Below are 20,987 nucleotides of genomic sequence, written 5' to 3' on the forward strand. Positions count from 1 at the left end.
GATGCGGTGCGGTGCGGTGCGGGGGGCGCGCGGTGCAGCAGTGCGGCGGCGCCCTGGGGCACTGGGGCTCGCAGCAACCTTTCGCGCAGCCTGGTCGCGAGTGCCGGTCGTCCGTTCCGTTTGCTGGTTCTCACCCGGCCCACCCTCTCCCGCCGAACCGCCTTCCCTCGCGCGCACCCGCCTTCCTGTGCCGTGGGGCGATCTTGAACAGTCCGGGCGATCTGACCACTCGACTTTCGCCATTTCTGGATCACGGCCCGCCGTGATCCAGCAGTTGCCGTTTTCATCCGCCATGAGGGATTTGACCTCTGGAAGCTGGGTGGCTGCAGCGGGGGCGGAGGGCTTCATATCAGGAGGAAAGGGGCGTGAGCAGTGGACCTTGTAGCGGTGTGGCTCTGCTGGATCGTTTTAGCTCACCAAGATCTGCAGGAAGGCTGCCGCTGAGGCCGCGACGGCACTGCACGGCGAAAGTCGCGTGACCAGAAATCACCAAGATCTGCGGACATACCGGATGGATAACCCGAATCGCCTCCCCTGCCGACGCCGACCTCGCAAGATGCATCGCGATCCCGCTGCGGGCAGTCAAAACGCCCGCCGAATTGGATAGGGGTACTGAACCACCGCCGGCCTCATGTGGCGCCGAACACCGCTATCGGCATGGCAGGACGCTGAGGACTGCAACCAGCCCAGCCCGGACTCCAACAATCGCCACCAGCCCAGGCGAGACACTGAAGACCGCAACCAGCCCAGCCCGCACTCCAACAACCGCCACCAGCCCAGGCGAGACACTAAGGACCGCAACCAGCCCAGGCGAGACACTGAAGACCCCAACCAGCCCAGCCCGCACTCCAACAACCGCCACCAGCCCAGGCGAGGCGCTAAGGACCGCAACCAGCCCAGGCCGGACGCCGAAGATCGCCGTCAGCCCAGGTCGGACGCCGAAGGTCGGCGTCGGTGGGGTGGGGTTTGCCGTGCACGGACATGGCAGGGTGCGGGGATCCGCTCATGAGCGCCAGCGAATGGATCCCCGGGCCCGGTCTCGGCGGGAGCGACGGTCAGCGCCATGCAACCAGGCACGACCGGATCTTGATCTTGATCTTAGGCGCTGCTGACGTTCAGTCGAAGAAGATCAGGTACAGCCAGCCCAGCAGGATGAGGCCGAGGATCGTGGCCATCAGCCAGGTCGGCACCTTGTGGTCGCCGTGGCGGGCCTCGCGGACCTGGTCGCGGATCTTCTCGCGGCGGCGTTCCACGCGCCCCCACCTGACGTCCTCGGTGGTCCGCTCCGGCTGCTGGCCGGGCGGGTACTGGTCGGGCTCGCGCGCTGGGTTCGTCATGGCCCGACCAGCCTACCGTCCGTCTCACATGCTGGCGATCAGGCGTTCCACCCGCTCGTCGTAGGCCCGGAACGGGTCCTTGCACAGCACCGTGCGCTGGGCCTGGTCGTTGAGCTTGAGGTGCACCCAGTCGACGGTGAAGTCGCGGCGCTTCTCCTGCGCGTGCCGGATGAACTCGCCGCGCAGCCGGGCCCGGGTGGTCTGCGGCGGGGTCTCCTTCGCCTCGAAGATCTCCAGGTCGTTGGAGATGCGGTCGACCTGCTTGCGCTTCTCCATCAGGGCGTAGAGGCCGCGGCCGCGGCGCACGTCGTGGTACGCCAGGTCGAGCTGGGCGATCCGCGGGTGCGACATCGGCATCTCGTGCTTGGCCTGGTAGCGCTCGATCAGCTTGTACTTCGACACCCAGTCGATCTCCCGGGAGACCGGGTCGAGGTCGCCGCTCTCGATCGCGTTGAGCACCCGGCCCCAGAGCTCGACGACGCGCTTGGCGGTGGGGTCGCCGCCGCGGCGCTCGACGAACTCGGTGGCCTTCGACAGGTACTCCTGCTGGATCTCCAGCGCGCTGACCTCTTTGTTGTTGGCCAGGCGGATCTTGCGGCGGCCGGTGATGTCGTGGCTGACCTCGCGGATGGCCCGGATCGGGTTCTCCAGGGACAGGTCGCGCATGACCACGCCGGCCTCGATCATCCGCAGCACGATGTCGGCGCTGCCGACCTTGAGCAGCGTGGTGACCTCGTTCATGTTGGAGTCGCCGACGATCACGTGCAGGCGCCGGTAGCGCTCGGCGTCGGCGTGCGGCTCGTCGCGGGTGTTGATGATCGGGCGGCTGCGCGTCGTCGCGCTGGAGACGCCCTCCCAGATGTGCTCGGCGCGCTGCGAGAGGCAGAACACCGCGCCGCGCGGGGTCTGCAGCACCTTGCCGGCGCCGCAGATCAGCTGGCGGGTGACCAGGAACGGGATGAGCACGTCAGCCAGCCGGCCGAACTCGCCGTGCCGGCTGACCAGGTAGTTCTCGTGGCAGCCGTAGGAGTTGCCGGCCGAGTCGGTGTTGTTCTTGAACAGGTAGATCTCACCGGCGATGCCCTCGTCGTGCAGGCGCTTCTCCGCGTCGACGAGGAGGCCTTCCAGGATCCGCTCACCGGCACGGTCGTGGGCGACCAGGTCGGTGACGGAGTCGCATTCGGGGGTCGCGTACTCGGGGTGGGAGCCGACATCGAGGTAGAGGCGGGCACCGTTGCGGAGGAACACGTTGCTGGAGCGTCCCCAGGACACCACTCGGCGGAACAGGTAGCGGGCCACTTCGTCCGGAGAAAGCCGCCGCTGTCCCCGGTAGGTGCACGTGACTCCGTACTCGGTTTCGAGGCCGAAAATTCGCCGTTCCATGACGAAACACTAGCCGCACAAGGGGCATCAGCGGCAGTCACAACGCGCCCTTTCACCGACGCGCAGCGTGGTGGACGTCCGGCGAGATCAACTCGCAGGCCCCCGACCTGCGGATACACTCCCGCTTGATGAACCTTCTGGTCACCGGCGGCGCCGGCTTCATCGGGTCCCACTTCGTCCGGAGCGTGCTCGCCGATGCGCTGCCGGGCCTGGCGGGCGCCCGGGTCACCGTGCTCGACAAGCTGACGTACGCGGGCAACTTCGCCAACCTCGGCCCGGTCGCGGAGAACAAGCGCCTGGACTTCGTCCCCGGCGACATCGCCGACGCGGCCCTGATCGGTGCGGTCCTGCCGGGACACGACGCGGTGGTGCACTTCGCCACCGAACGGTCGGAAGCGTTCGCCGTCACCAACGTGGTGGGCACCCAGGTGCTGCTGGACGCGGCGCTGCGGCACGGCACGGCCCACTTCGTGCAGGTGTCCACGGACGAGGTCTACGGCTCGATCAGCACCGGCGCCTGCACGGAACGCTCACCCCTGGCGCCGACCACCCCGTACGCGGCCACCAAAGCGGCCGCGGACCTGCTGGCCCTGGCGTACCACCGCACCCACGGGCTGCCGGTCGTGGTGACCCGCAGCGCCCACACGTACGGCCCGTACCAGCACCCGGAGCACCTGATCCCCCGTACCGTCACGAACCTCCTGACCGGCCGCACGGCCCCACTGCGCGGCGACGGCGGGCAGATCCGGGAGTGGGTGCACGTGGACGATCACTGCCGGGCTACGGCGCTGGCGCTGCTGGACGGCAGGGCGGGCGAGATCTACCACATCGGCGGGGATGCGGAGCTCACCAACCGCGAGCTGACGGGCAGGCTGCTGGCGGCGTGCGGGGCGGGGTGGGAGCGGGTGCAGACGGTGGCGGAGCGGCCGGGAGCAGATCGCCGGTACGCCATCGACGACGAGAAGATCCGGCAGGAGCTGGGGTACCGGCCGCGAGTGGCTTTCGAGACGGGGCTGGCGGGGACTGTGCAGTGGTACCGCGACAACGAGGATTGGTGGCGCCCGAACGTCATCGAATGAGCGCGGCGCGCTCGGGCGTCGGGGCGCGGCCGACAGTCACCGCGAGCTCGCCCCGGCGACCGCCACAACCGTGCCGGAGCGCCGCCGTGGTCAGCGTCAGGCCGTTTCCCCGACCCCGGCCGCCTCCCCGACGCCGGTGCGGGCGGCCGGCGTCGGGGAGGTGCCCGGTTGACTGCTCAGGAGCCGTCGGTGTCGTCCTTGGCCTCGGCCGGGTCCGCTTCGGACTTGCCCTCCAGGTCGACCGAGGCGGCCGACACCGTGGGCTTCTCCTCGCCGGGCGCCGGCGGCGCCACGTCGCCCGCCTCGCCGACCTCCTTCTCCGGCACGTCCTTGCCGCCCTCGAGCAGCGTCGTCAGCGCCGCGCCCGAGATGCGGCGGAACGTGCGGCCCTTGCGGTTGCGGTCCAGGACCGCCACCTCCAGCTGGGAGGCGCCCAGCGTGCGCGGGGCGCCGTTCTCCCCGCCGACGCTGGCCAGCCCCTCGACCGCCAGCGCGAGCGCGGTGGGCAGGTCGGCCGCGACGTCGTGGCGGGCCTTGAGCACCGTGGAGATGGCCTCCGCGGAGCCGCCCATCGCCATGAAGCCGGGCTCGTCCTGCACCGAGCCGTCGTAGGTGATCCGGTACAGCTCGTCGGACTCGGGCGTGACGCCGACCTGCGCCACACAGATCTCCACCTCGTACGGCTTCTGCGTCTCGGAGAAGATCGCACCGAGCGTCTGGGTGTAGGCGTTGGCCAGCGCCCGCCCGGTCACGTCCCGGCGGTCGTAGGCCAGCCCGTTGAGGTCGGCCATCCGCACGCCGGCCCGGCGCAGGCTCTCGAACTCGTTGTAGCGGCCGACCGCTGCGAAGCCGACCCTGTCGTACAGCTCGCTGATCTTGCGCAGCGAGGTGAGGTTCTCGGCGACCAGCAGGACGCCGCCCTCATAGGTGAGGACGACGGCGGAGCGGCCGCGGGCGATGCCCTTGCGGGCGTACTCCGAGCGGTCGCGCTGGACCTGCTCGGGTGAGGCATAGAACTGCATGGCCACGGTTGGCGACTCCTTCGAAGACCGGATGGCGGTTGCTGCTGCGAGGACCGGTGGGCTGTCAGCCGCCCGGGTTCTCCATCCGTCCGGCGACCACTTGCTCGGCCACCGCGTTGATCTCGGCCTCGGTGAGCCGGTGGGTGCTGTCCGCCGTCGCGGTCATCACCACCGGATAGATCTTGCGGGTCAGGTCGGGGCCGCCGGTCGCCGTGTCGTCGTCGGCGGCGTCGTACAGCGCCTCGACGGCCAGGCGGATCGCGTCCTGGGTGCTGACACCCGCGCGGTACCGCTTCTTCAGCGCGGACTTGGCGAACAGCGAACCGGAGCCGATCGCGTCGTAGCCGGTCTCCTCGTAGAGCCCGCCCGCGACGTCGAAGCTGAAGATGCGCCCGGCCCGCGACGGGTCGGACGGGGACAGGTCGAAGCCCGCGAAGAGCGGGACCACGGCCAGGCCCTGCATGGCCGCACCGAGGTTGCCGCGCACCATGGCGGCGAGCCGGTTGGCCTTGCCGTCGAGGGACAGCATCGCGCCCTCGATCTTCTCGTAATGCTCCAGCTCGACCTGGAAGAGGCGCATCAGCTCGATGCCGATGCCGGCCGTGCCGGCGATGCCGATCAACGAGTACGCGTCGGCCGGGTGCACCTTCTCGATGTCCCGGCTGGCGATGAGGTTGCCCATGGTGGCGCGCCGGTCGCCGGCCATGACGACACCCTCGGCGGTGGCGATGGCGACGATGGTCGTGCCGTGCGGTGCGATGTCGGCGGACAGCCCCGGCGGCAGCGGCCGGCGACCCGGCAGCAGCTCGGGGGCGGCCTGGCTCAGGAACTGCGTGAAGGAGGACGTCCCCGCGTTGGTGAACACATCTGGAAGACGCCCGGATGGATCAAAGCCCGCTGCCACGTGGTTCCTTTCAGGTACGTAATAGCTTCGGCGAGGAACACCGGGTTGTCCCGGAACTGTCCAAGGCCGCCGTTGCAGTTGAAGCACAATATCCCGCGAACCCAGCCGGTGCGATGATCGTGATCGACGTGTTGGGGGTCGGGAGCGCCACAGATGGCGCAGACGCCCCCTTGCTCGGCAAGCAGTTCGTCGAACTCGGCCTGACCGATTCCGTACCGCCGGCGCAGGTGGTATTGGCGTGTGCCGCCGTGCAGACGTTCCTTCGACTCCTTGCCACGGGCGTTGTGGCACGGCTTGCAGTACCTGCCGCGGCCCCCGGAAGCGTTGCGGCTACGAGGAAACTCGGTCAATGGCCTGATCGAGCTGCAGTCAGGGCAGTAGCGATGGCCTTCTGGGACGACGCGTGCCGCCCGAACGGCCCTGCCTTGGCGTTCTTGGAGCCGCTTCGCGTAGCTCAACTTCGATCTGACGTTGTAGCAGTCCTTGCAATAGCTACCACGCCCGCTGGGACGTTTGCTACCAGCGCAGAACTGCTCCAGCGGCTTCCATTTACCGCAATCGCGACAGCGTCGCTCGCCGTTGCGGTCATCCAGCCCCCGCGGCATGTCCGAATTGCCCCTCTATGACCTATTCGCCCCCTTTTTGCACGTAGCCGCGGACGAACTCTTCTGCGTTTTCTTCGAGGACGGAGTCGATTTCGTCCAGGAGGTCGTCGACGTCCTCGGTGATCTCGGCGTGCCGTTCGGCAACCTCAGGGTTGGCCTCGGTGGTGACGTCCTCGATCTCCTCGTCGCGCTTGCCCTTGCCGGACTGCGACTGACCGCCGGTGTCTCGCGTTGCCATGGCTGTCCCCCTTCATGACCCAACCGCTTCGGGTTGGGAAAAACTTACCTCGCGGGTCCGACGAAAAACGCCCGTCCACACGGGCGATTCTCGTCAGCGGCTCGTGATCACCTCGAGCAGATCCTTCGCGGTGTCGCACTTGTCGAACAGGGCGCCGACGTGCTTCTTGGTGCCCCGCTCCGGCTCCATCATCGGGACGCGCACGAGCGACTCGCGGCCCACATCGAAGATCACCGAGTCCCAGCTGGCCGCGACCACTTCGGACGCGTACCGGGCCAGGCACTGGCCGCGGAAGTAGGCCCGGGTGTCCTCGGGCGGCTCCACCATCGCGCGGCGGGTCTCGTCGTCGTCCAGGAGCGTCTTCATCGAGCCGCGGGCGACCAGGCGGTGGTACAGGCCCTTCTCGGTCCGTACGTCGGAGTACTGCAGGTCGACCAGGCCGAGCTTGGGCGAGGACCAGGCGAGGTTCTCGCGTTCGCGGTAGCCCTCCAGCAGCCGCAGCTTGGCCACCCAGTCGAGCTGGTCGCTCAGCTGCATCGGGTCCCGGCCGAGCTGGTCCAGGACGTCCTCCCAGCGCTGCAGGACGTCGACGGTCTGCTCGTCGGTGTCGGCGCCGTAGCGCTCGTCACAGAAGGCCTTGGCGCGCTCGTAGTACGCCCACTGCAGGTCCAGCGCGGTGAGCTTGCGGCCGTCGCGCAGCCGCATCAGGTGCTTGAGTGACGGGTCGTGGCTGACCGCCTTGAGCTCGGAGACCGGGTCGGCGATGCCCAGGTCGCCGGTGAAGACCTGCTCCTCGATCATGTTGAGGATCAGGGCCGTCGTGCCGACCTTGAGGTAGGTGGAGATCTCGGAGAGGTTCGCGTCGCCGATGATCACGTGCAGCCGGCGGTACTTGTCGGCGTCCGAGTGCGGCTCGTCGCGGGTGTTGATGATCGGGCGCTTCAGCGTGGTCTCCAGGCCCACCTCGACCTCGAAGAAGTCGGCGCGCGAGGAGATCTGGAAACCGGCGCCGTTGCCGTCCTGGCCGATGCCGACCCGGCCGGCCCCGCAGAAGATCTGCCGGGTGACGAAGAACGGGGTCAGGTGCGCCACGATGTCGGCGAAGGGCGTCTGCCGGCGCATGAGGTAGTTCTCGTGCGAGCCGTACGAGGCGCCCTTGTTGTCGGTGTTGTTCTTGTAGAGCTGGATGCGGTGGGTGCCGGGGATCGTGGCGGCCCGCCGCGACGCCTCCGCCATGACCCGCTCGCCGGCCTTGTCCCAGCGGACGATGTCCAGCGGGGTGGTGCATTCCGGCGTGCTGTACTCCGGGTGGGCGTGGTCGACGTAGAGGCGGGCGCCGTTGGTCAGTATCACGTTGGCCAGGCCGAGGTCCTCGTCGGCGAGCGCGTCCGCCGGGTCGTACGCGGCCCCCGAGTAGGTGAATCCGCGGGCGTCGCGCAGCGGCGACTCCTCTTCGTAGTCCCATCGGGCCCGGCCGCCGCGGTTCAGTTCCGGCCGTGCGCCGTAGGCGTTGACCACCTGCGACGAGGTGACCATCGGGTTGGCGCCAGGCTGCCCAGGGACCGAGATGCCGTACTCGACCTCGGTACCCATGATCCGTCGAACGCTCATGCCACCACCCCACCCGCCACTGTGCTGCCGTTGCCCATGTATCGAGCCTAGACGCTTCCCACTTCGTTCTCGCCCCCGCACGTGCGCGCCACAACACGGAGGGTAGAGATGCGCAACGCGGACGGGGTGGCGCCTCGTAGCGCCTCCCCGCCCGCGTCGGGCGTTGCTGTTGTCCTGTTTACAGGTACTGACCGGTGTTGCTGGCCGTCTCGATGGAGCGGCCGGCCTCGGCGCCCTTGCCGCCGGAGACGAGCGTGCGGATGTAGACGATCCGCTCGCCCTTCTTGCCGGAGATGCGGGCCCAGTCGTCGGGGTTGGTGGTGTTGGGCAGGTCCTCGTTCTCCCGGAACTCGTCGACGCAGCTGTCGAGCAGGTGCTGCAGTCGCAGGCCCTTCTTGCCGGAGGTGAGGAACTCCTTGATGGCCATCTTCTTGCCACGGTCGACGATGTTCTGGATCATCGCGCCGGAGTTGAAGTCCTTGAAGTACAGGACCTCCTTGTCACCGTTGGCGTAGGTGACCTCCAGGAAGCGGTTCTCCTCGGTCTCCGTGTACATCCGCAGCACGACCGCCTCGATCATCGCGGCGACCGTGACGTCCCTGTCGTTGCCGTGCTCGGCCAGGTCGTCGGTGCTCAGCGGCAGGCCGCTGAGGATGTACTTGGCGAAGATGTCCTTCGCCGCCTCGGCGTCCGGACGCTCGATCTTGATCTTCACGTCGAGCCGGCCGGGGCGCAGGATCGCCGGGTCGATCATGTCTTCCCGGTTGGAGGCGCCGATGACGATGACGTTCTCCAGGCCCTCGACGCCGTCGATCTCGCTGAGCAGCTGCGGGACGATGGTGTTCTCCACGTCGGAGGAGACGCCGGAGCCACGGGTACGGAAGATCGAGTCCATCTCGTCGAAGAACACGATGACGGGCGTACCCTCGCTGGCCTTCTCCCGGGCCCGCTGGAAGACCAGGCGGATGTGCCGCTCGGTCTCACCCACGTACTTGTTGAGCAGCTCGGGACCCTTGATGTTGAGGAAGTAGCTGGTGTGCTTCTCATCACCGCGGCGCTCGGCGATCTTCTTCGCGAGCGAGTTCGCGACCGCCTTGGCGATCAGGGTCTTGCCGCAGCCGGGCGGGCCGTAGAGCAGGATGCCCTTCGGCGGGCGCAGCTGGTGCTCCCGGAACAGGTCGGCGTGCAGGAACGGCAGCTCCACCGCGTCGCGGATCTGCTCGATCTGCGAGTGCAGACCACCGATGTCGGAGTAGTCGACGTCCGGCACTTCCTCGAGGACGAGCTCCTCGACCTCGCTCTTCGGGATGCGCTCGTAGGCGTACGCCGAGCGCGGCTCGATCATGAGCGAGTCGCCGGCCCGCAGCTTGGCGACGATCAGCGAGTCGGCCAGGTGGACGATCCGCTCCTCGTCGGCGTGCGAGATCACCAGGGCCCGGTCGCCCGGACCGCCGGCGGGGTTCTCGAGGATTTCCTTGAGCAGGACGACCTCGCCGACCCGCTCGTAGCCGAACGCGTCGACGACGTTGAGGGCGTCGTTGAGCAGGACTTCCTGCCCCCGTTTGAGATCCTCGACCACGAGTGAGGGCGAGACCGCCACCCGCAGCTTGCGCCCACCGGTGAAGACGTCGACCGTGCCGTCCTCGTGAGCGGACAGGAATACGCCGTAGCCGCTGGGCGGCTGGGCGAGCCGGTCAATCTCCTCTTTGAGAGTGACGATCTGGGATCGGGCTTCCTTGAGGGTCGCCACGAGCCTGTCGTTGTTCTCGGTCAGCCGGGCCAGCTGCGCCTGCGTTGCCGCGAGCCGTTCCTCGAGCTGCCGGACGTGTCGGGGGCTTTCGGTCAACTTCCGCCGTACCAGAGCGAGTTCCTCTTGCAGGAACGCAACCTGGCTGGAGAGATCGTTGGCCTCTTTCTCCCAACGTGCGGCGCCTGACGCCTCGTCGCTACGTGCCACGTCCCACCTCCCCGGGGGCTCGAACGTCTTGGGGATAACACTAGCTGCTGCGGGCCGGATTTCGACCCATGCAACACCCTCGTCACTGAACCTTGATCGATTGGGTCCGGTGGGCGCACCGAGTGGTCAGGGGGTTCGGGTACCGTCGGACCGGGCTAGTTGGGGGAGGCAAGCGGTGACGGCACAGACCGACACAGACTCACTTGAGGTCTGGGTGGACCAGGACCTGTGCACCGGTGACGGGCTGTGCGTGCAGTACGCACCCGAGGTGTTCGAGTTCGACATCGACGGGCTCGCGTACGTCAAGGACAGTGCCGGTGAGCTGCTGCAGAGCCCCGGCGTCCGCACCGGGGTGCCGGCCCGGCTGCACCTGGAAGTGATCGACGCGGCCAAGGAGTGCCCGGGCGATTGCATCCACGTGGTGCGCTCGCGCGACGACGTGGAGATCGCCGGCCCGGACGCCGACTGATCGTTTTCCACCACCTCGCCGGGCCGCCGTGAAGATCGGCCCGGCGGTGCGGAAAAAGTCACAGTGTCGGGCGTCCGACCAAAGATGCGACAACCCGGGAGAATTCCTCCAAACGGGCAATTTGCCCCGGGCCGCCGTCGTCGAGCGTCTTGCCGAAGCGCAGCGCGTCGTGCCGCAGCGCGGCCCGGCCCTCGTCCTCGGCCATCCCGGGCGGCGGCACCGCGTCGTCCACGGAGCTCAGCAGCAGATAGACGTCGATGCTGTCGACCCGGGCCTGCCCGGTCGACGTCCGGGTCAGCCGCCGCCGGCAGCCCACCTCGGTGACGGTCGACAGCGGCACCACCCGCAAGGATGACGTCATCGAGCCGACCGGCCCGTCGCCGGGCGCCACGTCCTCGCCGTGCCAGAGCACCAGCCGGCTGCCGTCGCAGATGACGACCTCCTGCCAGACGCCGTTGACCTCGTTGACGAAGCGCTCCAGCGTGAAACAGAGCACCGACGCCCCGCGCAGCACTCCGAACAGGGCGTCCAGCGCCACCTCGGGGTCGCGCAGGTAGGCCCGGGCGGCCGAGTCCAGGTCCTCGTACGGCGACCAGTCGGGAAAGACCGCCGGCATCTCGTTACTGCCACCGAACGGCGGAGAACTCATCGCGCCCACCCGTTCCCTCCGCTCTGCGAACCCATCGAAACCCGCGACGGAAACTACCGGATCCGCCCTGCCCCGTCACACCCCGGTATCGTCGTCCGTCTCCGTCCGCTCGGCCGCCAGCGCCGCCTGCGCGGCCCGGCGCAGCGCGTACGCCTCGGCGCCCTTGCTCGGCTTGCGCCGCCGCGGCGGCGCCGTCACGCCGGGGGCCAGCTTGCGGGCCGAGACCAGGAACGCGGTGTGCGCGATCATGCGGTGGTCGGGGCGCACGGCGAGACCCTCGGCGTGCCAGTCGCGCACCAGCGACTCCCAGGCCCGCGGCTCGGTCCAGCCACCGCGCTCACGCAGCGCCTCGACCAGCTCGGACAGCTGGGGCGTGGTGGCCACGTACCCGATGAAGACGCCGCCGGGGATCAGCGCCCGCTCGACCATGTCGAGGGCCTCCCAGGGGGTCAGCATGTCCAGCACGATCCGATCGAAACCGGTCCCCTCGGCCTGCGCCACGTCACCGGAGTGCAGGTGCCACGCGGGGTGCGGGCCGCCGAAGAAGGCCTCGACGTTCTTGCGCGCGATCGCCGCGAAATCGTCCCGCAGCTCGTACGAGTGCAGCTCGCCGGAGCTGCCGACCGCGCGCAGCAGCGAGCAGGTCAGCGCGCCGGAGCCGACGCCGGCCTCCATGACCTTGGCGCCCGGGAAGATGTCGGCCATGGCGACGATCTGCGCGGCGTCCTTGGGGTAGATGACCTGCGCGCCGCGCGGCATGGAGAGCACGTAGTCGGCCAGCAGCGGCCGCAGCGCCAGGTAGGCCGTGCCGCCGGCGGAGACCACGACGCTGCCGTCGGGCAGGCCGATCAGGGCGTCGTGCGCCAGCGCGCCGCGGTGCGTGTGGAACTCCTTGCCGTGCTCGAGCACGATGGTGTGCATGCGGTTCTTGGGGTCCGTGAGCTGCACACGGTCGCCCACGCGGAACGGCCCCCGGTGGGCGGGCACGGGCTCGTCGACCACGGTGGTGGTGTCTTGCACGGTCACTGGTAGCTCTCTCATTCGGTACTGGCTCGTCTGGGCGCCGGGCGGCGCCCGCCCCGCCGCGGCTCCAGCAGCTCGGCCAGGTCCGCGACGTGCAGCACGCCGACGACATCCTCCCCGGAGGTGACCACGTACTGCGCACCCGGGTGCGCCTGGACCGCCCGGACCACCTGCTCACCGGTCAGCCCGAGCGGCAGCGTGGGCACCCGGCCCAGGTCACGGGCGACCGTGTCGACGGCCACCCAGGGCCGCCGCTCGGCCGGCACCGCGGCCGCGCCGGCCGCGTCGACCAGCGCCACCAGCCGGCCGCCGGCATCGGCGACGGCCAGGGCATCCCCGGCCCGGTCGGCGGCTCCGGCCCGGCGCTGGGCCTCGGCCAGCGGCGTGCCCGATGGTACGGCGAACAGCGGCCGCGCGAGCGCCCGCAGGTCGACGAGAGGGAACCGGCGGGTCATCCGCGCGAGCCGCATCGACTGACCGGCGCCCTGCCACAGCGTGAAGGTGACCAGCAGGATGAACACGAGCCCGAAAACGGTCAGCAGGTTCAACTGGTAGAGCGTGAGCACGACCAGCCCGGTGGCCACGGCGACACCACGCCCGGCCCAGGCGGCGACCTCGGTGGCCCGGTTCCGATCCTTGATCAGCGCCCACAGCCCGGCCCGCAGCGCCCGGCCGCCGTCCAGCGGCAGCCCCGGCAGCACGTTGAAGATCGCCACGAGGACGTTGCTGGCGGCGAGCTGGAAGGCGATCTGCCCGGCGATCGTGCGGTCGGGCAACGCCCAGGCGGCCCCGGTGGCCAGCGCGCCGAGCACCAGCGAGACGGCGGGACCGGCCAGCGAGACCAGCGCGTCGATCCGCGGGGTGGGCGCGTCCCGGTCCATCTCCGTGTAGCCGCCGAGCAGCTCCAGAGTGATCCCGCGCACACCGATGCCGTACCGGCGGGCGGTCAGCGCGTGGCCGAGCTCGTGCAGCAGCACGGAACCGAGCAGACAGGCCACAAAACCGAGACCCACCGCGTACGCGTACGGCGTGGCCAACCCGAGCTCGGTCTCCACGTACCCGCCGTAGACGACGGTGACCAGCAGCGCGAGCAGGAGCATCGACGGGCTGAGATACACGGGGATACCCAGCACCTGGCCGACCATCCGGCCGGGGCGCCGGGCGGGCCGGGTCTGCTGCGCGCCGTCGTCCACACGACGATGCTACGGACCGCGCCTGAGAGGTCCCTGCCGCGGCGTTTCGTCGTACCCCTCCCCTAGCCTTACCCCCATGACGGCAGAAACGGTTTTGTCCCCTTCCGCGGACCCGCAGCCCGGTTCCGCGCCCACCGGCGGGGAGCGCCACACCGGGCCGTCGCTGTCGCCGTCCCGGGCCGCGGATTTCAAGACCTGCCCGCTGCTGTTCCGCTACCGGACCATCGACCGGCTGCCGGAGAAACCCACCCAGGATCAGGTACGCGGCACGCTGGTGCACGCGGTGCTGGAGCGCCTTTTCGACCTGCCGGCGGCGCAACGAACGCCGGCCGCGGCGGCGGCCCTGGTGCAGCCGGAGTGGGTGCGGCTGGTGGAGCGGGAGCCGGCTCTGGCCGCCCTCTTCACCACACAATCCGACCCTGCGACCACGCCGCCCGACACGGGCTCCGGTCCCGCAGGCGAGTTCGCGCCCGCGCCCGACGCCGGACCTGGATCCGCAGACGGGTTCGGGCCCGCACCCGACGCGGGCTCTCGGTCCGCGGCTGGATTCGCGTCCGCGCCCGACGCCGGATCCGCGCCCGCGCCCGCGCCCGACGCCGGATCCGCGTCCGACGTCGGGTCTGTGCCGGCGGCGTCGGCTGCGGCGCCTGCCGCTCTCGTGGATGCCGACGCGCCGGTCGTCAGCCCCGCGCCGGAAAGCCGGAACCTCGACCTCTCCCCCGCCCCGCCGATCACCGTCGCGGAAGCGCTGCCGGGCCTGGAGGCGACCGGCGAGGCGGAGCGGATCGCCACGTTCCTGGCCGGCGCCGGCGACCTGCTGGCCGGTTACTTCGCCGTCGAGGACCCGCAGCGCCTGGAGCCCGCCGAGCGTGAGGCCCTGGTGTCGACCCTGGTCGACGAGGAGCTGCTGATCCGCGGCTACATCGACCGGCTGGACGTCTCCCCGGCGGGCGACCTGCGCGTGGTCGACTACAAGACCGGTGGAGCCCCGCGCGAGGCGTTCGAGGGACGGGCGCTGTTCCAGCTCAAGTTCTACGCGCTGGTGCTGTGGCGGACCCGGGGTGTGGTGCCGCGGGTGCTGCGCCTGCTCTACCTGAAGGACGCCGAGATCTGCGACTACAGCCCGGACGCGGAGGAACTGGAACGCTTCGAGCGCACCCTGGTGGCCCTGTCCAAGGCCATCGAACGCGCCAAGCAGGACCGCAACTTCCGGCCGAAGCCGAGCAAGCTCTGCGGATGGTGCAGCCACCAGCAGTTCTGCCCGGAATTCGGCGGAACCATCCTGCCCTTCCCGGAGCCCCTGCCGGAAGCGGTCGCCCCCACGGAAATGGAGGAGGACAAAACGCTGACGACACCACTCCCCCGCCAGCCCTGACCCACCGCCCAACCCGCCACCTCGACGGCCGGGACGTCGCGGTGCTGTGACGCCGTCCGAAGGGCGACACGGCGAGGTACCGCGGGCGAGCGGATCGCCTAGGGTGGGCGCGAGGCCGGCAACGGCCGCTGGTGGGCAGGTCCGGTCGGGAAGGCAGAGCGGTGACGGGGGTCAACGGCACGGCGGCGAGTTCGGCGGCCGGGCGGCCGGTGCGGGTGCTGCTCGCCCACGATCAGCCGATGCTGCGGTCCGGGCTGCGGATGGCGCTCGCCGAGGCCGGCGGGGTCTCGGTCGTCGGTGAGGCCGGTGACGGGGTCGAGGCCGTTGATCTCTCCCGGCGGCTGCTGCCCGACGTCGTGCTCATGGACCTGCGGCTGCCCCGGCTCGACGGGCTGGCCGTGACCCGGTCGATCGTCGAGTCCGGGCTGCCGGTGCGGGTGCTCATCCTCACCACCCACGACGCCGACGAGCACGTCACCGGGGCTGTGGCCGCCGGGGCGATGGGATACCTGGGCAAGGACGTGCCGCCCGCCGATCTGGCCGCTGCGATCCGTACCGTTGCCGCCGGAGGCGCCGTGGTCGCGCCGGTGATCCTCGCCCGGCTGCTCACCCGCCTGGCCGAGGCGCTGCCCGCCCCGGCCACGACGGCGGCCGCGCCGGCGCTCAAGACCCTGACCGAACGGGAGCGTGAGGTGCTCGCCCACGTCGCCAAGGGGCATTCGAACGCCGAGATCGCGCGGGCGCTCATGGTCAGCGAGACCACCGTCAAGACCCACGTCGGCCACATGCTGACCAAGCTGGGCCTCCGCGACCGGGTCCAGGCGGTCGTGCTGGCCTACGAAACGGGCCTGGTCCGCCCCGGCGGCTGACCGCCACCCGCCGCACCCGGCAGAGCCACCACAGAACGAGACACCAGGCCCGGCGCAGGATGACGCCCGCGCAGCGGCCCCCGATCAGGCCGCCGCCCGCAGGTCCCCCAGCGCGCGGTGCACGGTGATGTCCCCGCTGGCCGTGCGGACCCGCAGCTCCAATGTCGCCGCCTGCCCGGCCACCGGCGCCGCGCCGCTCATCGACAGATCGCTCGATGTCGATCCCGAGGCCGTGTTCAGGTCCAGCCACACCCCCGTGCCCGCGGCCACCCCGACCGACACGTCTCCCGACGCCGTGCTCAGCCTCGCCGTGCCCCGGCTCACCACGCCCACCTCCACGTCACCCGACGCCGACGCGGCCTGCAGCGAGCCGCCGACCCGGCCGATCACGATCTCGCCGCTTGCCGTGTCCGCCTTGACGTCACCCATGACGTCACCCACCCGCAGGTCGCCCGACGAGCTGCCGATGCGCAGCGAGCCGCCGACCCGGTTGACGATGACGTCCCCGCTCGCCGCCTTCAGGTACGCGTCGCCGGTCACCTCCTCCATGTGCACGTCCGCCGATGCCATGTCCGCCTGGCCGGTGGACCAGCGGCCGGACGCCCGGATGTCGGCCGCCGTCGACTTCGCCGCCAGCGCGCTGTCCAGCGGCACCCGGATCAGGACATGAACCTTCGGGGTACGCCGCCAGTGCCACGTGGCCTCCGGCGCGTGCACCACCAGGGTGTCGCCCTCCAGCGCCACGGTGAAGCCCTCCGGGGCCTCACCGCCCGCTTCCGCCGCGAGCTCCACCTGGACGGTGGGCCGTTCCTCGGCCACCAGGTCCGCCGTGCCGCGCTGCAGCCGCAGGGACACCGTGACGGGGGTGGCGCGGTCGAACTCGTACATGATCTTTCCTTTCCGGAGGACGGAAACAGCAGTTCAGGCTTGTGCGAAGCCGGTGATGCGCTTGCCGGGGCGGCCGTGGCGGCCGTCCGGCGGCGCGGCCGGCGGGGTGCCACTCGCCGCCGCCGCGACTGCGCGGACGAGCCAGGCGTTGACCGAGATGCCCTCGGCCGCCGCCGCCTGTTCGACGTAGTTCTTGAGGGTCTCGGGCATGCGCAGGGTCAGGCGGGCCACGTCGCCGCCGTCGGGTGCCGGCGCCGGCACCGGTGGCGCGGACACCGCCGGCTCGGTGACCACCAGGTCCGCCTCGCGACCGCGCAGGCGGACGTCCACCACCGGGCCGTGCAGGCGGGTGGTGATCTCGGCCGCCGCGTCCGAGAGCGCCTGGAGCAGCGCCAGCCGGGCCGACGCCTCCAGCGCGTGGCCGAGCAGGTCCGCCGCCCGGGTGGTCTCCGGACCGCCCGGTGCCGCGGCGGCCCGCAGGTCGTCGCGGAGGGATTCGAGGTACGGCGCCAGGTCCATGACACCAATATGACGTCACTAATGACGTCTGTCAACCGTCACAATGACGCCAGGGGGTAACCCTGAGCGCACCTGGGTGGCCACCCCCAGCGAAATCTCCGCGTCGCGGTACGTCGTAGGGCGGACGCCAGGAACCCGCCGCGCCGAAAGACTGATCCGGACCACTCATCGCACGACTTTCAAGGGGCGACAATGACGAGCGAACCGGCGGCCGCACGAGCCGACGAGGTCTGGAAGGTCTACGGCACCGGTGAGGCCCGGGTCGTCGCGCTGCGCGGCGTGAGCGCGGAGTTCGAGCGCGGCAGGTTCACCGCGATCATGGGCCCGTCCGGCAGCGGCAAGTCCACCCTCATGCACTGCCTGGCCGGGCTGGACACCGTCGACCGCGGCCAGGTGCAGGTCGGCGGCACCACCATCACCGGGATGAGCGACAAGGCGCTGACCCGGCTGCGGCGCGACCGGGTCGGCTTCGTCTTCCAGCAGTTCAACCTGCTGCCCACGCTGAGCGCCCAGGAGAACATCCGGCTGCCGCTGGACATCGCCGGGCGCAAGCCCGACCCGCAGTGGTGGGACATCGTCATCGACACCGTCGGGCTGCGCGACCGGCTCAGCCACCGGCCCAGCCAGCTCTCCGGCGGCCAGCAGCAGCGGGTCGCCTGCGCCCGGGCGCTGATCGGCCGGCCGGACGTCATCTTCGCCGACGAGCCGACCGGCAACCTGGACTCCCGCTCCGGCGCGGAGGTGCTGGGCTTCCTGCGCGCCAGCGTCCGCGAGCACCACCAGACCATCGTCATGGTCACCCACGACCCGGTGGCCGCCAGCTACGCCGACCGGGTGGTGTTCCTGGCCGACGGCGCGATCGTCGACGAGCTCACCGAGCCGACCCCGGAGACGGTGCTGGACATGATGAAGCGGCTGGACACGCACGCCGAGCCGGTGATGCTCTGATGCTGCGCGCGACCCTGAAGAGCCTGCTGGCGCGCAAGCTGCGGCTCATCCTCTCCGGGCTCGCCGTCGTGCTCGGGGTCATGTTCGTGTCCGGCGCCTTCGTGGTCACCGACACCCTCAGCCGCTCGTTCGACGCGCTGTTCGCCAGCGCGTACTCCACCACCGACGTCGGCGTCACCGCGAAACCCAAGGTCGAGGTCGACGAGCTCGAGGGCGAGCAGGTCGTCTCGCCGCTGCCCGCCGCCGCGGTCGCGCAGATCCGCGGCGTGCCCGGGGTGCGCAGCGCCACCGGGCTGGTCGAGGCCGACGGCGCCCGGGTGATCGGCAGCGACGGCAAGGTGCTCACCTCGATGGGCCCGCCGCGGCTGGGCATCGCCTGGACCGGCATGGACTCGATGACCGAGCTGCGCGCCGGCCGTGGCCCGGCTGCCGCGGACGAGATCGCGGTGAACGCGACCGTGGCCGAGGCCGCCGGCCTCAAGGTCGGCGACCGGGTCGGCGTGCTCACGCTCGAGCCGAAGAAGGAGTTCACCCTCGTCGGGATCTGGGGCTACAGCGGCGACCGCAAGAGCCTCGGCGGCGTACAGGAGGTCGCCTTCACCGAGCCGGTGGCCCAGCAGCTCATGCTCGGCGAGACCGGCGTCTACAGCTCCGTGCGGGTGCTGGCGGAGCAGGACGTGCCGCCGGCGGCGCTGCGGGACCGGATCTCGGCCGCGCTGGGCGCCGGCTACGTGACGAAGACCGGCGACCAGCTCGCCGCGGACAACGCCGCGGACCTGCAGGAAGGGCTCGGCTTCTTCAGCAACATCCTGCTCGGCTTCGCCGGGGTGGCGCTGTTCGTCGGGATCTTCCTGATCCTCAACACGTTCTCGATCATCGTCGCGCAGCGGACCCGGGAGCTGGCCCTGATGCGGGCGCTGGGCGCGAGCCGGCGTCAGGTGATCGGCTCGGTGCTGGTCGAGGCGGTGGTGATCGGGCTGGTCGCCGCGGTGCTCGGCCTGGCCGCCGGGGTGGGCGTGGGCGCGCTGCTCGCGTACCTGTTCAGCTCGTTCGCCGGTGGGCTGGAGCTCGGCACGGTGGGCGTGCCGCTCGCCGCGGTCGTCAGTTCCTTCGTGGTCGGCGTGCTGGTCACGGTCGTGGCTGCGGTGCTGCCCGCGGTGCGGGCGTCGCGGATCGCGCCGGTCGCGGCGATGCAGGACGTCGCCACGCCGGACCGGCCGCTCACCCGGATCAGCGTGGCCGGCGGCCTGGTCACCGCCGCGGGCGCCACCGCGCTCGGGCTCGGGCTGTTCGCCGACATGGGCGGCGCGACGCTCTGGACCATCCTGGGCGGCGTGCTGGTCTCGTTCATCGGCATCGCGTTGCTCACGCCGCTGATCAGCCGCCCGGTGGTGTCCGGCCTGGGCCGGCTGTTCTCCTGGTCGCTGCCGGGCCGGCTGGGCCGGCTCAACTCGGGCCGCAACCCGCGGCGCACGGCGATCACCGCAGCCGCGCTGATGGTCGGCATCGCGCTGGTCACCGGCGTCACCGTGGTGATGGACTCGGCCAAGAGCAGCCTCAAGGCCGAGGCCGCGACGGTGCTCAAGGCCGAGATCATCATCAACGGCGACCAGAACGGCCCGCGGCCGCCGACCTACGACCCGGCGGTCCTGCGCGAGGCCGCGGCCATCCCCGGGGTACGGGCGGTCGCCGGCCTCTGGAACGACCAGGTCGTCATCAACGGCGAGAAGCACTGGGTCAACGCCACCGACGACCTGACCGCGCTCTCGGCCTCGTACGGGGCGAGCGCCACGAGCGGCACGCTGAAGGACCTGCGCGACAACGAGATCGCCGTCAGCGTGCCGGAAGCCACCACGTACGGCTGGCAGGTCGGCACCAGGGTGACCGTCCAGCCGCCGCGCGGCGATCCCCGGGACTACACCGTCGCGGCCACCTACGCCGAGGACGCGCTGCCGGGCGACTACCTGCTGCCGGTCGCGGCGACCAAGGGCTTCGGCATCACGCAGCCCACCTTCGGCCTCGTGCGGCTGGCCGACGGTGTCGCGGTGAGCCAGGTGCTGCCGCAGGTGAAGGCGCTGCTGGCGGACAGCCCGGAGGTGTCGGCGCAGGACGCGCAGGCGTTCGTCGACGACCAGGCGGCCACCTTCGACACGCTGATCACGATGATCCAGGTGCTGCTGGCGCTGGCCATCCTGATCGCGGTGCTCGGCGTCATCAACACGCTGGCGCTGTCGGTGCTGGAACGCACCCGCGAGCTGGGCCTGCTGCGCGCGGTCGGGCTGGGCCGGGCGCAGACGATGCGGATGGTCACAGTCGAGGCCGTGGTGATCTCGGTCTTCGGCGCCCTGCTCGGCGTGGTCGTCGGCGCCGGGCTGGGCACGGCGGTGACCCGGGCCCTGGAGAGCGACGGCATCACCGAGCTGGTGCTGCCGTGGGGCCGGATGGGCACCTACCTGGTGCTGGCGGCGCTGGTCGGGGTGATCGCGGCGGTGCTGCCGGCGATCCGCGCCGCCCGGCTCAACGTCCTGGGCGCGATCGCCCACGAGTAAGCCCACCGGAGGCACCACAGGCCCGCGCCGATCCGGCGCGGGCCTGCGCCCATCCGAGCGTGGGGCACGAGCGCGGGCCGGGTGCGGGTCGGGCCGGGTGCGGGCGCGGGCCAGGCGCGGGCGCGGGCCAGGCGCGGGCGCGGGCCAGGCGCGGGCGCGGGTCGGGCGCGGGCGCGGGTCGGGCGCGGGCCGATCCGGGCGCGGGCCGATCCGGCGCGGACCTGCGCCTATCCGAGCATGGAGCGCGGGCGCGGGTCGATCCGGGCGCGGGCCGATCCGGGCGCGGGCCGATCCGGGCGCGGGCCGATCCGGGCGCGGGCCGATCCGGGCGCGGGCCGATCCGGGCGCGGGCCGATCCGGGCGCGGGCC

General features: G+C 70.9%; 18 protein-coding genes and 2 pseudogenes. 7 read left to right on the plus strand and 13 right to left on the minus strand.

Features of this window, described 5'->3' with window-relative positions; all coding sequences use genetic code 11:
- Nucleotides 1–1,115: 1,115 nt before the first annotated feature.
- Both ACIBQZ_RS04785 and pafA read right to left on the minus strand, forming a co-directional pair.
- Entirely contained in the window at nt 1,116–1,337 is a 222-nt protein-coding gene (locus ACIBQZ_RS04785; RefSeq protein WP_396087095.1) for a hypothetical protein, read from the minus strand.
- A gap of 24 nt (nt 1,338–1,361) precedes the next feature.
- Complete coding sequence (pafA, locus tag ACIBQZ_RS04790) at nt 1,362–2,720, minus strand: Pup--protein ligase (RefSeq protein WP_396087096.1); 1,359 nt, start codon at nt 2,718–2,720, stop codon at nt 1,362–1,364.
- Between the two features lie 128 nt (nt 2,721–2,848).
- Here pafA and ACIBQZ_RS04795 point away from each other — a divergent pair, with 128 nt between their 5' ends.
- Nucleotides 2,849–3,799, plus strand: a complete 951-nt coding sequence (locus ACIBQZ_RS04795; RefSeq protein ID WP_396087097.1) for a dTDP-glucose 4,6-dehydratase — start codon at nt 2,849–2,851, stop codon at nt 3,797–3,799.
- A gap of 176 nt (nt 3,800–3,975) precedes the next feature.
- On the opposite strand, the gene prcA is transcribed toward ACIBQZ_RS04795, so the two are convergent.
- The 6 genes from prcA to arc all read right to left on the minus strand — a co-directional run bounded on the left by prcA (nt 3,976) and on the right by arc (nt 10,136).
- The gene (prcA, locus tag ACIBQZ_RS04800) at nt 3,976–4,827 is read right to left on the minus strand and encodes a proteasome subunit alpha (RefSeq protein WP_396087098.1); all 852 of its coding nucleotides are present in this window, start codon (nt 4,825–4,827) and stop codon (nt 3,976–3,978) included.
- Nucleotides 4,828–4,885: 58 nt separating this feature from the next.
- Nucleotides 4,886–5,725 carry a proteasome subunit beta gene (gene prcB / locus ACIBQZ_RS04805; RefSeq protein WP_396087099.1) on the minus strand — a complete coding sequence of 280 codons (840 nt, stop codon included), beginning with the start codon at nt 5,723–5,725 and terminating at the stop codon, nt 4,886–4,888.
- The gene (locus tag ACIBQZ_RS04810) at nt 5,644–6,330 is read right to left on the minus strand and encodes an endonuclease VII domain-containing protein (RefSeq protein WP_396087100.1); all 687 of its coding nucleotides are present in this window, start codon (nt 6,328–6,330) and stop codon (nt 5,644–5,646) included. The genes prcB and ACIBQZ_RS04810 overlap by 82 nt, the downstream gene beginning before the upstream one ends.
- Nucleotides 6,331–6,352: 22 nt before the next feature.
- On the minus strand, nt 6,353–6,568 hold the full coding sequence (locus ACIBQZ_RS04815) for a ubiquitin-like protein Pup (RefSeq protein ID WP_023364349.1): 216 nt from the start codon (nt 6,566–6,568) through the stop codon (nt 6,353–6,355).
- A 93-nt stretch (nt 6,569–6,661) separates the two neighbouring features.
- On the minus strand, nt 6,662–8,179 hold the full coding sequence (gene dop / locus ACIBQZ_RS04820) for a depupylase/deamidase Dop (RefSeq protein ID WP_396087101.1): 1,518 nt from the start codon (nt 8,177–8,179) through the stop codon (nt 6,662–6,664).
- A gap of 178 nt (nt 8,180–8,357) precedes the next feature.
- Complete coding sequence (arc, locus tag ACIBQZ_RS04825; RefSeq protein WP_396087102.1) at nt 8,358–10,136, minus strand: proteasome ATPase; 1,779 nt, start codon at nt 10,134–10,136, stop codon at nt 8,358–8,360.
- A 175-nt stretch (nt 10,137–10,311) separates the two neighbouring features.
- Between arc and ACIBQZ_RS04830 the strand changes: the two genes are divergently transcribed.
- The gene (locus ACIBQZ_RS04830) at nt 10,312–10,605 is read left to right on the plus strand and encodes a ferredoxin (protein ID WP_396087103.1); all 294 of its coding nucleotides are present in this window, start codon (nt 10,312–10,314) and stop codon (nt 10,603–10,605) included.
- Nucleotides 10,606–10,663: 58 nt separating this feature from the next.
- Here ACIBQZ_RS04830 and ACIBQZ_RS04835 read toward each other — a convergent pair whose 3' ends face one another.
- From ACIBQZ_RS04835 to ACIBQZ_RS04845, 3 genes are all read right to left on the minus strand, one after another.
- Nucleotides 10,664–11,254 (minus strand): hypothetical protein, encoded by a 591-nt coding sequence (locus ACIBQZ_RS04835; protein ID WP_396087104.1) that lies wholly within the window; start codon nt 11,252–11,254, stop codon nt 10,664–10,666.
- Nucleotides 11,255–11,329: 75 nt separating this feature from the next.
- Nucleotides 11,330–12,295 (minus strand): tRNA (adenine-N1)-methyltransferase, encoded by a 966-nt coding sequence (locus tag ACIBQZ_RS04840; protein ID WP_396087105.1) that lies wholly within the window; start codon nt 12,293–12,295, stop codon nt 11,330–11,332.
- The gene (locus ACIBQZ_RS04845) at nt 12,292–13,470 is read right to left on the minus strand and encodes a site-2 protease family protein (RefSeq protein ID WP_396087106.1); all 1,179 of its coding nucleotides are present in this window, start codon (nt 13,468–13,470) and stop codon (nt 12,292–12,294) included. The genes ACIBQZ_RS04840 and ACIBQZ_RS04845 overlap by 4 nt, the downstream gene beginning before the upstream one ends.
- Before the next feature lie 76 nt (nt 13,471–13,546).
- On the opposite strand from ACIBQZ_RS04845, the pseudogene ACIBQZ_RS04850 reads away from it, so the two are divergent.
- The 3 genes and pseudogenes from ACIBQZ_RS04850 to ACIBQZ_RS04860 all read left to right on the plus strand — a co-directional run.
- A pseudogene (locus ACIBQZ_RS04850) lies at nt 13,547–13,843 on the plus strand (PD-(D/E)XK nuclease family protein); the annotation flags it as partial.
- Nucleotides 13,844–14,137: 294 nt separating this feature from the next.
- A pseudogene (locus ACIBQZ_RS04855) lies at nt 14,138–14,845 on the plus strand (RecB family exonuclease); the annotation flags it as partial.
- Nucleotides 14,846–15,084: 239 nt separating this feature from the next.
- Nucleotides 15,085–15,714, plus strand: coding sequence for a LuxR C-terminal-related transcriptional regulator (locus ACIBQZ_RS04860; protein ID WP_396087364.1), 630 nt, complete (start codon nt 15,085–15,087; stop codon nt 15,712–15,714).
- Nucleotides 15,715–15,798: 84 nt separating this feature from the next.
- Here ACIBQZ_RS04860 and ACIBQZ_RS04865 read toward each other — a convergent pair whose 3' ends face one another.
- Together ACIBQZ_RS04865 and ACIBQZ_RS04870 are read right to left on the minus strand one after the other, a co-directional pair.
- A complete protein-coding gene (locus ACIBQZ_RS04865; protein WP_396087107.1) occupies nt 15,799–16,602 on the minus strand; it encodes a DUF4097 family beta strand repeat-containing protein in 804 nt (267 codons plus the stop codon).
- A gap of 33 nt (nt 16,603–16,635) precedes the next feature.
- Nucleotides 16,636–17,121, minus strand: a complete 486-nt coding sequence (locus tag ACIBQZ_RS04870; RefSeq protein WP_396087108.1) for a DUF1778 domain-containing protein — start codon at nt 17,119–17,121, stop codon at nt 16,636–16,638.
- 192 nt (nt 17,122–17,313) lie between these two features.
- Here ACIBQZ_RS04870 and ACIBQZ_RS04875 point away from each other — a divergent pair, with 192 nt between their 5' ends.
- Complete coding sequence (locus tag ACIBQZ_RS04875) at nt 17,314–18,069, plus strand: ABC transporter ATP-binding protein (protein ID WP_396087109.1); 756 nt, start codon at nt 17,314–17,316, stop codon at nt 18,067–18,069.
- Nucleotides 18,069–20,618 (plus strand): ABC transporter permease, encoded by a 2,550-nt coding sequence (locus ACIBQZ_RS04880; RefSeq protein WP_396087110.1) that lies wholly within the window; start codon nt 18,069–18,071, stop codon nt 20,616–20,618. The genes ACIBQZ_RS04875 and ACIBQZ_RS04880 overlap by 1 nt, the downstream gene beginning before the upstream one ends.
- Nucleotides 20,619–20,987: the final 369 nt, after the last annotated feature.

The organism is Actinoplanes sp. NPDC049599 (assembly GCF_044465625.1).
Classification (GTDB): Bacteria; Actinomycetota; Actinomycetes; order Mycobacteriales; family Micromonosporaceae; genus Actinoplanes.